This window comes from Paenibacillus sp. OK003, from assembly GCF_900109515.1.
Lineage (GTDB): Bacteria > Bacillota > Bacilli > Paenibacillales > Paenibacillaceae > Paenibacillus > Paenibacillus marchantiae.
The window spans coordinates 306,593-323,682 of record NZ_FOBD01000009.1 but is presented as its reverse complement, the minus strand read 5'-3'; the positions used below and the strand labels follow the sequence as shown (position 1 = coordinate 323,682).

Annotated in this window: 8 protein-coding genes; all 8 read left to right on the top strand. The window is 35.6% G+C overall.

The window, feature by feature from the left end; translation table 11 throughout:
• Positions 1–9 precede the first annotated feature (9 nt).
• Positions 10–10,020, top strand: a complete 10,011-nt coding sequence (gene dltA, locus BMW94_RS16705; protein ID WP_091000144.1) for a D-alanine--poly(phosphoribitol) ligase subunit DltA — start codon at positions 10–12, stop codon at positions 10,018–10,020.
• Positions 9,978–10,706 (top strand): thioesterase II family protein, encoded by a 729-nt coding sequence (locus tag BMW94_RS16700; protein ID WP_091000142.1) that lies wholly within the window; start codon positions 9,978–9,980, stop codon positions 10,704–10,706. Before dltA ends, BMW94_RS16700 begins: the two co-directional genes overlap by 43 nt.
• 73 nt (positions 10,707–10,779) lie before the next feature.
• Positions 10,780–11,493, top strand: coding sequence for an ABC transporter ATP-binding protein (locus tag BMW94_RS16695; protein ID WP_091000140.1), 714 nt, complete (start codon positions 10,780–10,782; stop codon positions 11,491–11,493).
• Entirely contained in the window at positions 11,486–13,021 is a 1,536-nt protein-coding gene (locus BMW94_RS16690; protein WP_091000138.1) for a hypothetical protein, read from the top strand. Before BMW94_RS16695 ends, BMW94_RS16690 begins: the two co-directional genes overlap by 8 nt.
• Before the next feature lie 239 nt (positions 13,022–13,260).
• Positions 13,261–15,030, top strand: coding sequence for a non-ribosomal peptide synthetase (locus BMW94_RS16685; RefSeq protein ID WP_091000135.1), 1,770 nt, complete (start codon positions 13,261–13,263; stop codon positions 15,028–15,030).
• A gap of 87 nt (positions 15,031–15,117) precedes the next feature.
• Positions 15,118–15,357 carry a PLD nuclease N-terminal domain-containing protein gene (locus tag BMW94_RS16680; protein ID WP_091000132.1) on the top strand — a complete coding sequence of 80 codons (240 nt, stop codon included), beginning with the start codon at positions 15,118–15,120 and terminating at the stop codon, positions 15,355–15,357.
• Entirely contained in the window at positions 15,338–16,279 is a 942-nt protein-coding gene (locus BMW94_RS16675) for an ABC transporter ATP-binding protein (protein WP_091000130.1), read from the top strand. The genes BMW94_RS16680 and BMW94_RS16675 overlap by 20 nt, the downstream gene beginning before the upstream one ends.
• Complete coding sequence (locus tag BMW94_RS16670; protein WP_175480736.1) at positions 16,272–17,045, top strand: ABC transporter permease; 774 nt, start codon at positions 16,272–16,274, stop codon at positions 17,043–17,045. The genes BMW94_RS16675 and BMW94_RS16670 overlap by 8 nt, the downstream gene beginning before the upstream one ends.
• Positions 17,046–17,090 lie beyond the last annotated feature (45 nt).

The window sequence follows — 17,090 nt, the reverse complement described above, 5'->3', positions numbered from 1 at the left end:
TGAACCGTAATGAAAATTGTAGCTGCCTATCCAATGTCCGAAATGCAACGAGGTATCGCTTATGAATGTGAATTACATTCGGAAGATGAAGTATATGTAAGTCAGGCCATTGTCAAATTAAGTTATGATCATTTGGTTAACTATAAAAAAGCTTGGGAACATGTTGTTAATAAGTACGAAATATTCAAAACAAAATTTGTGTTCGGTGATTTAAAAGATGATGTACAAATCGTTTTAAATGAGGGAGAACTGATCTGGAAAAAACAAAGCTGGCTTCAAAAAGAATTAAAAGAAAGAGCAGAGCAGGAAAAGGAAATCGTTTTGACGGGTTATCCTTTGATGAAATTCACTCAAGTGACTACAGAAGAAGGAGCGTATCTGATTTGGACATTCCATCATATTTTACTAGACGGATGGAGCATGTCATTGACCTTACAAGAAGTGGACAGAGTGTATGACTGTCTACAGAGAGGTGAACAACTTTTTGATGAAAGTGACACATTATATAGTGAATATGTAGCATGGAAACTCACAAATGAGAAACCGGATAAGCAGGAATTTTGGACAAACTATCTTTTGAACTATGAAGGTTTTGCTTTCCCAAAGATAGCTAGAGCAAGCACTTCCAAGCCATACAGTGAAGTTTTGAAAGAAGCCACAGTTGAAAGAGCCGCAGTAATGGAGTACTGCAAAAAGCAACAGGTATCACCAGCTGTTTTTTTTCAAGCTTTATGGGCTTGTTTACTCAGTATCTATTCTGGTAAGGAAGAAATCATGTTTGAAGTTATTGATTCTGGGCGATCCAAAACTGCAGTGGTGGATTTAGAAAAAGTGGTTGGAATCATGATTGAGAATCATCCTAAGCGTGTTTCAATCTCATTTGAGCAAACATTTGAAGAACTACTGAAAAAAATAAAATCAGATGACATTGAAATCAAAGCCTATGACTCATTTGCGGCAAGCCAAGGAAGAAAAGTAATGGGGTTATCAACATCAGATTCTTATTCTAATTCCACTTTTGTTTTTGAAAACTACCCATCAACTGAAAAAAATCTTCGTTTTGAGATCATCAGGGGTTCGGAAATGTCTACAAGTGATTTGACTTTTTCAGCAGGCATTTTAGGTGATTTGGTAAGCATGAAGTTGATGTTTTCTACAGAAGTAATTGATCAGGAACAGGCAGAGACTATTTTGCAACGAATCAATCACTGGATGGAAATAATAGTGACCTCTCATGGTAATAACACAGTAAGCTCTATGTTTAGTCAAGTTCCATTAAGTATTGTTCACGGGAAAAAGACTTCTCTACCAGCAGAATTTACATTTTACGATCGTTTATCCAGTTTATCGAAATTTCATCCTAAAAAAACGGCTATTTATGATGGAGATAAAGAAATTAGTTATGAAGAATTGTGTCATACAACATCTATTCTAATTGACACATTACATTCATTACCCATCAAATCTGGGGAAAGTGCGGGGATTTATTTACCACGGTCTGGAAGATCAATTATGTTGATGGTCGCTCTTCAATATCTGGGGATTCCTTATATTTATCTGGATGATAAGAATAATCAGGATAGACTGGAATATATCGTTGAAGATGCAAATGTGGGTGTTGTTTTGAAAAATGGAGAGACAGCATCTTTAGATTTAACTGTTTTTCCATCCATTATACAGCTGGATACATCTGAATTGTTTAATTCAAAAGGTAACGACATTAAGTATTTAAAGCGTAGATTTTCTCAACCTGAATTTTGTCAGTTGATTTATACATCCGGCTCTTCTGGAAAGCCTAAAGGGATTGAAATGACTGCCCAAAATATCTTTTCATTTGCAGTTGATAACGGATTTTATGAAGTTCAATTAACAGAAAATTTTGCTCAAGCAGCTTCAATGGCATTTGATGCAAGTATTTTCGAAGTGTGGTTGCCGTTGTTAAATGGTGCTTCAGTGACAATTATCCCAGATCCAGTTTTTGATATTTCCAATTGGAACAAAAGTGTTTTAAAACGGAGAATTACTACTGCGTGGCTAACTTCAGGGTTATTCAATACGTTTACAGATCAGGATTTTTCACTACTAAGCAATTTAAAAAAGGTATATGTAGGGGGAGAAGTTGTTTCTCCAACCCATATTAAAAAGGCGATGTCTGTTGCACCAAAGACCAAGTTTTTTAACGGTTATGGTCCTACGGAGAATACAACGTTTACCACAACTTTTGAAATACCAGAAGACTTTGATCCAGCTAAGCCGCTTCCCATTGGACAACTCCTCGGAAATTCAACTGCCGTGGTAGTTAATGAAAATAATGTCCTCGTACCTTTAGGTGTTGCAGGAGAGCTAATTATTAGCGGTAGTGGACTAACAAATGGATACCATAATAATAAGGAATTAACGGGACAAGCATTTATTGAAATGCCAATGGATAAAAAAATGACAACTGCTTATCGTACAGGTGATATCGTTTATTACGATGGGGAAAACCTCCATTACGTAGGGCGAAAAGATGATCAAATTAAGCTTCGTGGTTTTCGTATTGAGTTGGGAGAAATCGAGTATACATTGGCGCAATTGGATGAGGTAGAGCAGGCAGCTGTTGTTTTGACTGGTTCTGGCGACCAAAATAAGGAAATTGAAGCTTTTTATGTAGGGACTATCGATGAAAAAAGCATTGTACGGCTTGTATTAGACAAGCTAGCATCGTATATGTTGCCAAAGCACTTTCATAAAGTGGAGACCATTCCGCTAACGATCAATGGAAAAGTAGATAAGCGTCGTTTGTTATCAGGAATTGCTGAAGCGAGGTCGGCTTCCAGAGATATTCAATTGAATTCGGATGTACTGAAACAGTTTGAAAAAGTGTTCTCAAAGTATGTTTCATTTGAAAAATTAACATTGAAAACGGAATTGTTTGAATATGGCATTGATTCATTAACTGCTGTCAGACTAAACCATGAGTTAAACAAAGTATTAAATAAAGAGGTTTCCTTACGTCAATTTATTGAATCTGAGAATGTTGAACAGTTAATGCAGCTCTACAATGAAGTGTTTGATGAGCAGCCGGTCGATCTGAACCAAAAGGTGAGTACAGAAAAAGATTCTGCTAAACGACTGGCTAAAGTAACGGGAATGCAAAAATCTATGTATTATTTTCAAACCGAAAACCCTGATTTATCAATGTATAATATTCCTTTTGTGAATGAATTCAAGAAAGAGTCAATTAATACAGAGCAAGTAAAACAGCGTTTTTCAGAGATTTTTATAAAGAATAAAGTGTTTCAAAGTTATGTGCAAGAGGATCATGATGGTATTTTGGGATGGTTTAATAAAGAGAAATTACAGACTCCAATCTATGAATATCACGTAACCACTGTTGCGGAACTTGAAAAAATGCTTAAGGAGGAGTTTAACTATTCTTTTGATTTGACAGATATTGATGAATCCTTAGTTCGGCTGACAATGATTTATTATCAAAACTCGGTTTGGCTGATACTACTTACGCATCATATCATTGCAGATGGATCTTCCATGGAAATTCTATTAAATGAATTGATGGGCCAAAACGAATTAACCTCAACTGAAGTTGATTATTTCGACTATTTGAACCAATATCATGAAGAAGATCATCATAAAAATTTTGACTTTTGGAAACAAGCTTTAAGTGATGCTCAACCCAATATTGACTTTCCTAAAGCAGTCGACTTTTATTTCGATCACCAGGGTAGTATGGTGAATATTCCATTGAGTATAAATGTTATAGATAAGCTGAATTTTATTTCTAAAGAAAAGAAAGTCTCCAAATATATATTGGCATTAACTTTTTATTCACAGTTTTTAATGGCTTATTACAATCAAAACAGTATCATTGTTGGGACACCGGTTTCTATAAGACCGAATGATTTTCAGAATGTATATGGAATGTATCTATCATTTTTACCATACGCAAGCAAAAGGACTAATAAGAAGAAATTCGAAGATATTTTGACTGGAAATAAATTTTCTCTCTTTGAAGTAATTGATCATGCTTCTGTTGAATATTATGATTTAGAAAAGCTAATGGGAACTAATAATTCTAGCGATGGTTTGTCTTTTATTCAGACTGTATTGAATTATCAGGAGGTTTTGGCAGGAAATAAAGATGCAATCAAAGATGTTTCAATCATTGCTGATGAGCATAAATCAGCACAATTCCCAATAACGGCAACTTTTTATGAAGCGCAGGAAAGTTCATTCCTTCAAGTAGAGTATAGTACAGGACTATTTACAGAAAAACAGATTAGGAATTTAATGGAAACTTTTATTCAATGGTTGGTTCGGGGATTAGATGCGCTGGATCGTTCTCCAGAAGAACTTCCAATTTATTTAGACAAGCAAAGCATTGATTTGGTTCATCAATTGAACCCAACCTTTACGATCCGAGAGCAATCTTTAGCAAGTTATCTAACAGCTATTTCACCAGACAACCATCGGTTGGCAATCATTGATGGAGAACAGTCAATTACTTATGCACAGTTATATGTACAAATTAATTCTCTTGCGGACAAACTTAGGATCTCAGGTTTGAGAAAAGGTGATAAATTAGTCTTTTTTGGTCAGCGATGTTGGCAACAAGTGTTATTGTTTTACACCTGTTTGCTGCATGAATTTGTCTATATTCCAATTGATACGAAACATTCACAGGCTCGGTTGGCACAAATTGTTGAAGAAGTTCAGCCCAATCTTGTTTTTTATGCTGATAAGACTCTTACAGGTAAGATACAGAATGGTTGTTTGGTGGACCAGATGTTCACTAAAGAACATTTCATTATATCTGAAATTAGAATAGAGAATAAGATTAAAGATCTCGTCTATATCCTGTTTACTTCAGGAACAACTGGAAAACCTAAAGGAGTGCAAATCTCTCATCGGAATTTAGCAAATTTTGCAGCAACGTTTGCTGAAGACTATAAGATAGAGCAAAACTGGAGAACGATATTCTTATCCTCAATTTCTTTTGATGCCAGCATTATGGATCTGATCGCTACAGTTGTATCAGGAAATACGTTATGTATTTTCAATGAGGAGCATCAATTTTTATCAGATTATATTAGAAAACATAATATCAATTTTATGATTATTACACCAACTCTTTTCAATGTTATAGATTTTACTTCCTGTGATTCGCTGCAACTAATTATAAGCGGAGGTGATAAGTTTAGAAACAATAAAACGCTATCTCATCATGTCCGTGTATTAAACGGTTACGGACCAACAGAAGCAACAATTTGTGTTTCCTTTACCGATAAAAATCAAGAGTTAAATGTTGGTAAACCAGTATCCAATTCTTGTGTAGTAATCACGGATAACTCAATGAATACTTTGGCACCAGGAAGCAAAGGAGAGATCAGTGTTATTGGTCCATCTGTTACAGAATCCTATCTGGCAGCTGCCGATAACCACAATCGACTTTTGCCTGCACCAAAATATTTACATGAATTTGGTGAAACGCTCTATCGGACAGGTGATCTCGGTTTTTTTGATGAATATGGAAATTTGCATTATATCGGAAGAAATGATAATCAGGTGAAAATCCGTGGTCATCGAGTAGAACTTTCAGAGATTAGTGAAAGAGCTTTGCAGTATGTATCCATAAAGGAAGCTTATACCAAACTTATCAGTGAGGGACAAACGGTTCAGAACAAAATTGTGCTTTATGTAACCATTGAAAAAGATGCCTTATATTCAGAAGAAGAGTTAAATGAGTTCTTAAATGAATTTTTACCGACTTACATGGTCCCTGATGCGATTGTTCAAATGGCAGAATTTAAATTGACGGTGAATGGAAAAATCAACACTGCTGAATTGCCGATTCCAGCTTTTAATAAAGTAGCCGGTCAGATTGTTTCTGCAACCAATGAGTTGGAAGAGTTGCTGCTAAGTGTTTGGAAGCAAGTTTTTCAAATGGATAAAATCAGTGTGTTGGCTAATTATTATGATCTTGGCGGCGACTCGATTAAGAGTATCCAGATTGTATCTAAATTGCGTGAGAAGAAGATTCAATTGTCAATTAAAGAAATAATGAAATATCAAAATATTCAAGGGATAGCAAAATATCTTGGACGACTTGAAGAGAACAACAGAATTGTTGGTACAGGAGCACAGTTAGCAGAATTCCCGATCACTCCTGTTCAGCAATGGTTCTATCACTTACAGCTGGAAAATGAAAATTACTGGAATCAATCTAATCTACTGACTATCAAATTGAATAATTCTACTATGGATGTTGCTGATGCTATTGAAAGCGTGTATGCCCAACATCCAATGTTACGAGGAAGGATCTCAAATAAAGCTGGAGAACCAACTGTTATAATTGTTCCTATAGAAGAGTTGGATTTTTCTGAAATTATCCAATTATGTGAGACCAAAGCAGCCTTTAATCTTTATTGTAAACAGTTACAAAAAGGACTGGATATTATTGATGGTCCAACCTCTAAACTTGCGTTTTATTGTGAAAACGGGGAAGCAAAGATTTACTGGGTGGTTCATCATCTGTTTATCGATGTTTACTCATGGGGAGTTATTCAAAAAGAATTAACAGAATATGTGGAAAGTAATGGTCAGCCACACTCTGGCATTGATTTATCAACTGATGAATATGTAATTCAGAGACAAAGAGAACAAGCATACTTATTTAATGTATTAAACAATGAAGAAAATAGACTGCATCAAGGAAATAATCAAACCGATGTTTTTATACTGGAAAAAGCTGATTTAAGTTATTCAAAAAACGTTAATCTATCGTTATTGTTCAGTAGCATATTCTTTGAAAATATCTTGAAGTCTACTGGTGAGCCTTTAGTCATTTATCAAGAGAAAAATGCTCGTTTCACGGATAGTCTTGAAATGTTTGAGCTTAGCCAATCTGTAGGATGGATGACAGAATTTAACCCTTATTTGATTGAACAAAAAGCTTCTCGTGAAGAGGTATATGCTTCTTTGACTGCTGGGTGGAGTAAATCTAACGTAAGCCAGTCTAATCAAGCTGTATTCCTGAATATGGTGACACTCAGTGATGATGTCATGGCTATGCAAAAAGAATATGGACTAGGTGATATCGCACCTGAAAATATGAAAACAATGCCGGCAATGCTCAATATTATTAGTGACCAGAAACGTTTGTCAATATCAATTGTTAATATCAATGGATCAACAGAACTGTATAAAAAAACAGTAGAGCAATTGAATTTGTTAACAATACACGATTCTTTACCGGAGTATTATCGGTATATTGAAACTATAGGTAAAGCAGTCGTCAGCTTAAAAGAATACAAAGAACTGATGGCAGACTCTGATGTAGAGACCGTTTATCCATTGTTCCCATTACAAGAAGAAATCATCTATTCTTCTAGCGACACCTCTGATAGTTATATGAATGACTTTGCATGGACAACTACTGTTCCAATTATGGAATTAGCAGCTCGTTTCAATCAAGTAGTAAGAAAGTATGAGGCATTGCGAACGGTGATTCATCGTACTTCGGACGATCAGTTTGTACAATTGATCTATAAAGAATTGAAGGCCTTCCCTTATCATTTGTATGATCTTAGGGATCAATCTTCCATCAAACAGAAAGATACAATAGAAAAACGAATTGAAAACGACAGCCGATTGTATCGAGGAGAAGGTAGTAAATATTTGCATGGCCTGTATCTATTCCAGCTTAACGAACAGGAAGTTAGAGTTGTGTGGTTATTTAATCACTTGATTGTCGACGGCTGGAGTGTTGGACTGATTATCAAGGAATTATGGGGAGAATCAGTTGAAGAGAATATTTCAACCAGTAATCTAGGCTATGTTAGATGGTTGTTGGATAAGAAGCATAACGTTGATCTATCAGAAATTGACTTAGGAAATTTCGGGAAACCGGGACGATTGTTTGCTGATAAAACGAAGTTTAATACATCAGATGTGAAAAATTTAGAAATGCAATTTGTCCTGACTAATGAACACAGTCAGATGATTGAGCAGTATACACGAAGAAAGCATATTACTACAGCTAATCTTATGAATGCGGTCTGGGGTTATGTCTTATGTCGATTGACTAATACTGAAACAGTAGTTTTTGGTATGGTTGATTCTGGAAGGAATTGTCCGGTTGAAAATATTGAGTCAAAAGTTGGTCTATTTATTCAAACCATTGCCAGTATTTTCACTATAAGTTCGGATCAACGAATTGAAGATTTCATTCAAGAAAAATCGCAGCAAATAACCAGTCAGCTTCATAAGGGAACTCAAGATGTAAGAGGATTGCGCCAACGATTGAAACTTGATCCCAAAGATGAATTGTATGAAACGTTATTGGTCGTTGAAAACTATCCTGAACCAAATGCTGGTGTTGAAGAGATTAAAGATATAGAAGCAAACGAACAATCAAATTATTTGTTAAGTTTAAGTGTTGGTTTAGCAGATAAATTGATCTATAAAATAGCTTATCATCCCGAAATTATGCAGGAAACTTCTGTGTCGATTATTGGTCAATGGATTGAAGCGATACTTATGATCATGATTGAGAACGATCATGCAATGGTTACAACATTACCTGACTGGTCTGATCGAGTAGAAACTTCCTCACCATTAGCAGTTGAAAAAGTGATGTTGTCTACATTACAAAATAAATCGGCAATACCAACTGATTTGAAACAATTAAAAGGTGTATGGGAGAATGTACTCGGACATACCGATTTTAGTGAAGAGGACGATTTCTTTGAAATTGGCGGCGATTCACTGAAATTATCAAAAATGATTTTCATATTAAGAGAAGATCACCATTATGAATTGAATGTACTTCAATTTTTTGAAAATCCTACACTTCAATTTTTGAAAGATTCAGAGAAATTATTGGTCTCGGAGCATACTAATAGTATTAAGGAAGAATTGTTTTCATTACCAGAAGTCCATATGGGTTCGGTGATTGATAATAATGTGGTTTTAGTTACCGGAGCAACGGGATTACTAGGAAGTGAAATTGTTTATCAAACGTTAAAACAAGGAAAAGAAGTATATTGTGTTGTTCGTGGACAGGATCAATGGATTGCGACAGAGCGACTTTTGGCTAAATTAAAAGAGATTACACCAGTTGGAGAGCTATTGGACTTGGAAAAATTATATGTATTTAACGGAGATCTTTCCAAACAAAAGTTTGGCTTGACTCCACCTGACTATCAAATGCTTTCGACTGAAGTATCAACAATTTATCATTGTGCTGGCAATGTAAACTTTATGGCCTCTATGAAGGAAGCTTGCGAAGTTAACGTAGAAGGGCTGGCCAATGTCATGGCATTTGCTCAAAAAGGTCGTATTAAAAAAGTAAATCATGTATCTACTTTGTCTGTGGTTGGTCATGACCACTATATCATTGAAGATGTTGATTTAGCACCAATCAGCTATGTGAAAAGCAAAGTACTTGCCGAGTATTATTTGCGGGATTATCGTGCGATCAGAGATGGTATTCATGTTTCCAGAGTTGGGCGGATTGCTGGGAATAGTCGGACGTTTTCAGTTCCAGATCAAGATTTGTTCTGGAGGTTGCTTGTTTCAATCGCCGAATTAGGTTGCTGTCCCAATGAATTCTTACCTTTTGAAACGGATTTGACACCTGTTGACTTTATTGTGAAAGAACTTATCAATCGTACAGAGGCAAGTAATGATAACCAAGTAGTGAATTATTTTTCTAACTGCATGATTTCGTTTGGAAGATGTATAAAAATACTGGAAAAAGTATTGGGACATAAGATTATGTTGGTTTCTTATGAAGAATGGTTAGAGAGAGCAGAATATGATTCAAATGAGAACCAAATTAAAGTACTGGTTCCATTGTTCAGGGAGAATGTTTTTTATGAACCTGAAGAGAATTCTGTTATTACTGAAAATTCTCCAGATAAATCAATTCAAGAAGAACTGTATATAAACGAAAAAATTACAGATGAGGTCGTAGAATGGTATCTGAAAAATATCTTGGGAAAAATGCTAGTCAGCTAGCTGGATCTGTTCAAGTGCTTGCTTTACCTTACGCTGCAGGTTCTTTACGTAGTTATGATTCCTTAAAGAAAGTTGAAGGAATTGAATTAGTAAAGTATGAAGCGCCCGGAAGAGGATTTCGTCACACACAACCATTTTCTGATATGTCATCTGTAATAGCAGAAGTAATAGAAGCGATTGATTTTGCTCGACCATATATACTATTTGGTCATAGCATGGGCGCATATATCACCTATGAACTTTGTGCTTATATAGAACAAGAAAAGTTACAACGTCCCCAAAAAGTGATTTTAAGTGCACAGCTTCCGCCAAGCATTAAAAGAAAAAGTGATTTGTGGAAAAGTTTAACTAGAAAAGAAGCGACTCAGTATTTTAAAAATCTTGGTGGAACACTGGAAGAAGTTTTGGCTAATCAAGAATTAATGGATTTGTATACAGAGGTATTAAATCAGGATTTCACCTTTTTAAGGACATATTTCAAGAACGGCTGGACAGAAAAAGTTAAATCAGACCTCGAAATTTGGTATGGAGAAGATGATGGATTTGTAAACAAAGAAACGATTACGATCTGGGACAATCATACATTGGGGAAATGTAAGTTTGTTTGCTTTAAAGGAAATCATTTTTTTATTCATCAGCTTTTAGCACAACCAGATTTAATGAAGAAACTGCTTTTAGATCATTAAAAATGCTTTGTAGAACGAGTGAAGGAACTAGTGTTTTTTCACTCGTTGCTACAAATAAACCTGGAGGACATGTATGCTGACTATAAAAAACTTAAGAAAGATTTATAAGGGATCAACAAAAGGTATTCAAGATCTGTCTTTAACAATAGAACCAGGAGATATTTGTGCATTTATCGGATCAAACGGAGCTGGGAAAACAACAACATTAAAATCCATTGTGGGTATTCATCCTTATGATAAGGGTGAGATTATTCTTAATGATGTTGATTTACAAAAAAATCCCAAGAAATTCAAAATGATGATTGGTTACTCACCAGATAATCCAGATGTTTATGAAAATTTACGCGGATATGAGTATCTTAATTTTATTGGATCAATGTACGGTGTACCTCAGAAGACCTTTGAAAAAGAAGTTGATTATTTATCTGAGCAGTTAGATTTAAAAGAAGGTTTGCGTCAATTAATTTCAAACTATTCTCATGGAATGAAGCAGCGCCTGGTGTTGATTTCAATCTTTCTTCACAGTCCTGATCTCATTGTTTTGGATGAGCCTTTCGTTGGTTTAGATCCCAATGCTTCTTACTTTTTAACAAAAGAGTTGCAAAATAGGGCAGCTGAAGGAGCAAAAATCATATACTCTACTCATGTTTTAGAGGTCGCTGAGAAAATATGTAATCGAGTAGTGTTGATTGATAAAGGTGAGGTGAAAGTCAACGGTCTGATGAAAGAACTGGTATCTCAAGAATCATTGGGCGAACTGTTCAGGAGGGTCACTGCCCATGAATAATCATACGTTGGAATTAATCCGAGTACGCTTAAGAAATCAATTTGAATGGTCAAAACTATGGGATAAGAATGTGGCCACGAAGACTCATGCGATGATTACAAATATTGGTTACCTAACCGCGTTTATCCTGGTTTTAGGCTATGTTGCAACTCTACCTTATCAAATGAGTATGGATCATCAGTTAGAGATGGTCAATCCGTACATATCTTCCTTATTGTTTTGGGTTTTAGGGATTTGGACTGTATTATCAGGTGTTAAAAATGTACTGGTTGGATCAGATCATGATCAAATTTTTGTCTTGCCTATTGAAGAGTGGCAGGCAAAGCTTCTGAATATATTTTCTCAAGTGCTTGTACAAGTTGTTATTTGTGGCAGTGTTTTATTGGTTGCTCAAGTTCCTCTGTATCTACTTCAACCATTCCCATTAATTAATTTATTGGTGGTAGCGATTTATGTTGTGGCTACACCCTTGCTTGCAATCGGGAGCAGTATTGTTGTTTCATTATTGGTTAAATGGTTTGTTGCCTTGTTGAAAGTGAAGAATACACTAATAGAAGCTGTTTTGACTTTGCTCCTTTTTATCGCTCCGTTACTGTATGCTTATATAACTCATTCACCTTTCAATTCAAAATCAGGGGTAATTAACACTTCATTTTTGAATGTTTCTTTACTCGAAGGATTGAATGGAAGCCAGTGGTTAAAAATAGTTATTTTCTTTATCGCAGTGCTCGGATTATTCAGCTTAATATGTTTGGTGATTGTTAAAAAATATAATCAGATTGTTCTGCTTATGGGAGCGAGAACGACTGCGGCTAAACGTTATTCCTTAGAGATTAGCCCTGTATTAACCGCTCTTTTCAAAAAAGAAATCAACCGATATTTTTCGTCATTTACTTATGTTATTAATACCATTCTGGCTCCTTGTGCATTGTTGATTGTAGCATTAGGCTTAGGATTTGGGCTTCTCCCGAATTTCACACCTTTTACTATTGCAGCTCTTGATTTAACGATTACAAGTTCATTTATTTACTATGTTATTTTTATAGTTTGTGTGACGTTGACGACAACGACATCATGTAGTTTTTCATTCGAAGGAAAAAATGTATGGATTATTCAAAGTTTGCCTATCTCAGTTGCTGAATTGAGCATAGCTAAAGGTTTACTGAATATCTTGTTGTTTATACCTGGTCTGATCGCTTCAACAATATCTTGTTGGAGTGCACTTGGATTGAGAGGGATGGATTTTCTGGTTCATACGATGTTGTTGTTTATAAGTGTGGTATGTATCACGACTGTAGGTCTGTTTATCAATTTGAAGTTCCCTAACTTTAACTGGTCAAATGAGATGGTCGTAGTAAAACAAGGAATGCCGACGATTATTACTGCAGTAATAAGCATGGGACTGATTGCTTTGTCAGCTGCGCTGCTACTGTTTTTGGGAACAACAAGTATCTTAGCTTTGTTCGTAGTAGAAGTTCTGGTCGTCATTTTCCTTACGATGAAGATCAGGAAAATCAGTTATCTATAGGAGCGAGAATCGGCCTCCACCCCTAGGCAGGTAGAACGAAGGAATGTAAGGGCAACGACCCAGCGTGACATGGGAGGGTAAACCCCAAGGGAAGATGTGGAGATCCACTGTGCGATCATACGTATTATCCAGAGTTTGGAAAATCGAGTCCAAGCCCTGTTCCCGTCACCGGCCTTTTCAGAAAAATATGGTTCTAAACCAATCTAGGCGAAAACATTACTTTTTAGTGGGAGGTTCTTATGGGAATCCAGGCTTATGATCTAGTTGCTGCATACAATGACACATCGAAAATATTTAAAAATTTCAAATTGGATCAATTATTGAAGAATTCAAGTGAGCGTTTTGGGGATAAGATTGCGATTATGGATAGAGATCAGGAAATCACATATCAAGAGCTTTATTATCGCGTATCAAAATTGGCAGCAGAAATTACTTGTGAAAATCAGCCAGTAGGAATTATTGCAAGAAGGTCAATTCAAACAGTGATCCAAATATTTGCCGTATTGCAATCAGGAAACTATTATATTCCCCTTGACCCAAATTATCCGCAGGAAAGAACTGATTATATTGTAGCTAAAACAAATGCTCGTCTACTTTTAGATGGCAATCAACTTACTTGGCTACATCAAGAAGAAGTTGATGTACCCTTTCTTTCAAAAATTCAATCGGATGATCAAATCGCATACATCATCTTTACATCAGGTAGTACAGGTTTACCCAAAGGTGTTGTTGAGACGCATTACCAGGTGATGAATACGTTACGGGACTTAAAAGAACGTTTGTCATTAAATGAGAATGATCGCTTTCTTTGTCTTGCTTCTTTCAATTTCGACTTATCCGTTTTTGATATTTTTGGAGCCGCGTTGGTTGGAGGAGCTTTGTATATTACAGAAGATCAACGTGATTTTGTAGCAATTAAAAATATCATCGAAGAACAAAATATTACAATTTGGAATTCTGTACCAAGTGTGCTCGATTATTTTCTGAAAGAAATAGAACTATCCGATCCCGCTCGAAACAATCTCAGGGTTTGCTTGATGAGTGGGGATTATGTCTCAATTGAACTTTCAAAAAAAGTATTAAGTACTTTTCCGAATAGTAAAACATATAGTTTAGGTGGAGCAACAGAATGTTCCATTTGGTCAATTTTACATTTAATCACCCAAGAAAATCTGGGTACTTATCCGTATATTCCTTATGGGAATCCAATGAATAATCAGCGTATTTATATACTTAATGAAGAGTTAGGTCTAGCTAAACCAGATATGGTTGGCCAGATTGGAATTGCAGGCGCGGGGGTTGCTTTAGGATATATCGGAGATGAATCAAAAACAAATGAAACATTTATTGAACATGAACAATTAGGTTATCTTTACTTAACAGGGGATTTAGGCCGATTTGATAAAGATGGGCACATCAAGTTTACAGGAAGAATGGATTCTAGAGTAAAGATTAACGGATACAGAGTGAGTTTAAGTGAAATATCTTCCGTTTTCCATCAGCATTTTGGCTTGGAAAATAGAATGTTTCTTTTGGGGGAACAAGAAGGAACACAAAAACTGGTACTGGCCTATCAAAGTAATATTGCTTTAGACAGTTCAAAAATTAGAAAAGAACTATTACAGCATCTTGCAATTTATGAGATACCTCACATGCAGATTTGCTTTTCGGAGTTCCCATTAACAACGAACGGAAAGATTGATATGAAAGCGTTAAAAAAATCTGTCGAAGATAGAATATCTGAACAAAATCAGAACAGACAAACAGAGGAGAGTAACACGGACGTCAGTCCTTTTAGACAAATGTTAGCAGAGGTTTTAAAAATTAAGAACCTGTCTTCTGAAGATTCATTGTTTGCTTTAGGTGCTGATTCTCTTCAACTTGTTAAAATAAAAACCTGGATTGAAGAAAATATGGATGTGGAAATAGAATTATTAGACATTTATGATTGTGATCAGGTGACAATTTTAGAAGCTTTCATAGAGACATCGCAAAAATCTAATGAGTGAAAAGGTAAAGTTTATTGTGTTGAAACGAACTAGAATCAGAGAATCAATTCAAATAAAAAATAAGTAGAAACAGAGAGGTGTGTATCTATGACTGAGGAATTAGCAAACCTATTTGGAATCTCACTGGAATTATTAAAATTAATCTTGCCATTGTTAATCATTCATTGTTTACTTGCACTGATTGCCTTGATTGATTTAATAAAAAATTGGAAGGCTAGAACTGTTCCTATTTTATGGGTAATTGTAGTTTTAGCATTTAGTTTTCTTGGGCCAGTTCTATACTTTATGATCGGGAGGAAGCAGAAACATGCAAACAACCACCGATAGTTATGAATTGGAAGTAAAGTTAAACCATCTTACTAAAAAGTTCAAGGAATATCTGGCTGTTGATAACTTTTCGTTAACGATCAATAAAGGAGATTGTATTGGACTCATTGGGCCCAATGGTGCTGGAAAAACGACCCTCCTTAGAATGGTCTCCGGGATTCTAAAAGAAAACAGTGGTGAGGTTCTCTTAAATGGTGAGTCAATTGAAAAGCAACGACATTTAATTGGTTATTTGCCTCAATACCCTAATTTTTATGACTGGATGACAGCTGAAGAGGTGTTGGTATTCAACTCTCAATTGTTTGGAATGAGCAATAAAGAGATCAATCGACGGATTCCAGAAGTTTTGGAACTTGTAGGACTTGTTGGTAGTGAAAAAAGGAAAGTCACTGGTTTTTCTGGAGGAATGAGACAACGTTTGGGGATTGCTCAAGCTGTTATTCACAAACCGCGTTTTGTAATTTTGGATGAACCGGTTTCCGCACTTGATCCAATTGGTCGAAGAGAAGTATTAGATTTGATTGAAGTGATCAAAGAAGACACAACTGTCGTCTTTTCAACACATATCTTAAGTGACGCCCAGGAAAGCTGTAATCGCTTTTGTATATTGAAAGATGGGAAAAAAATAGACGATTTTTATTATGCTGATTTACAGAAGAAACATACTAAAAATTCACTATCTATAGAACTAAAAAAACCTAATCCAAATTGGGTCAGTTATTTGAAAGGGCTTGAAGTCATTGATCAGGTAATCGATATGAATCATTCGGTTTATTTAGAATCGTTGAGTGAAGATCAAAGCTGGAATCATTTAGTTTTAGAGAGTATGAATAAGTATAAGGTGGAATTCTTCAAAGTTGAAGTGGGTACATTCTCATTGGAAGATTATTTTATGGCGTTAGTAGGTGGGACAGTTGCGTAATTTATTGGTCTTATTAAAAAAAGAATGGACAGAATGTATCAGAGATTACAAACTTGTATGGCTACCAGTCGTTTTTATCGGAGTTGGAATCATGCAACCTTTAACCATGAAACTATTACCAGAAATGATTGGGAATAGTAATGGATTGATGATCGACCCCAATTTTCAAATCGCAACAGGAAATGAAATTTATGCTGGTGTTTTTGGTCAGTTAAACCAATTTGGATTATTAATTGCAGCTATTTTACTGATGGGATGTATTGTCAAAGAAGAACAAAGCGGTATTTTGGACATTTTGTTCTCTAAACCAATAAATACAGGTAACTATTTAATCAGCAAGTTTTTATCAAATAGTGTGCTCATGATCGTAAGTGTTGTTATTGGGTCTTATGCTGGTGTTTATTACACAAATATTTACTATAGTCCAGTGGATATGGAGCTATACATCAAAGCTTTACTAATATACGTATTATGGTTCCTTTTCGTTGTCAGTCTGGGTGTGGCTGCTAGTGCAGTAGCTAAAACACAAATTCAAGCGGCTGCAATTACCGTAATTATTCCTACCTTCCTCATGATTATTGGTAACTATTCCAATCCTGTGTTGAATGTGATTCTCCCTAGTAGTCTGAGTAATAAAGCTGTTTCAATCATGTCTGGACAACCATTAGCTAGTGGTTGGGAGTTGAACATTCTGGTTACGATTCTACTTGTTATGGGGCTGTATGGCATTGCTTATTCGAGAATGAGATACAAACGAAGAGGGTAATAATTAGTTTATCGGAGAAAGCAAACTAAACTGAACACTCAGTCA

Excerpts from the sequence above, each read along its gene's own strand:
- dltA (WP_091000144.1), top strand. The coding sequence starts at position 10 with ATGAAAATTGTAGCTGCCTATCCAATGTCCGAAATGCAACGAGGTATC.
- BMW94_RS16700 (WP_091000142.1), top strand. The coding sequence starts at position 9,978 with ATGGTATCTGAAAAATATCTTGGGAAAAATGCTAGTCAGCTAGCTGGA.
- BMW94_RS16695 (WP_091000140.1), top strand. The coding sequence starts at position 10,780 with ATGCTGACTATAAAAAACTTAAGAAAGATTTATAAGGGATCAACAAAA.
- BMW94_RS16690 (WP_091000138.1), top strand. The coding sequence starts at position 11,486 with ATGAATAATCATACGTTGGAATTAATCCGAGTACGCTTAAGAAATCAA.
- BMW94_RS16685 (WP_091000135.1), top strand. The coding sequence starts at position 13,261 with ATGGGAATCCAGGCTTATGATCTAGTTGCTGCATACAATGACACATCG.
- BMW94_RS16680 (WP_091000132.1), top strand. The coding sequence starts at position 15,118 with ATGACTGAGGAATTAGCAAACCTATTTGGAATCTCACTGGAATTATTA.
- BMW94_RS16675 (WP_091000130.1), top strand. The coding sequence starts at position 15,338 with ATGCAAACAACCACCGATAGTTATGAATTGGAAGTAAAGTTAAACCAT.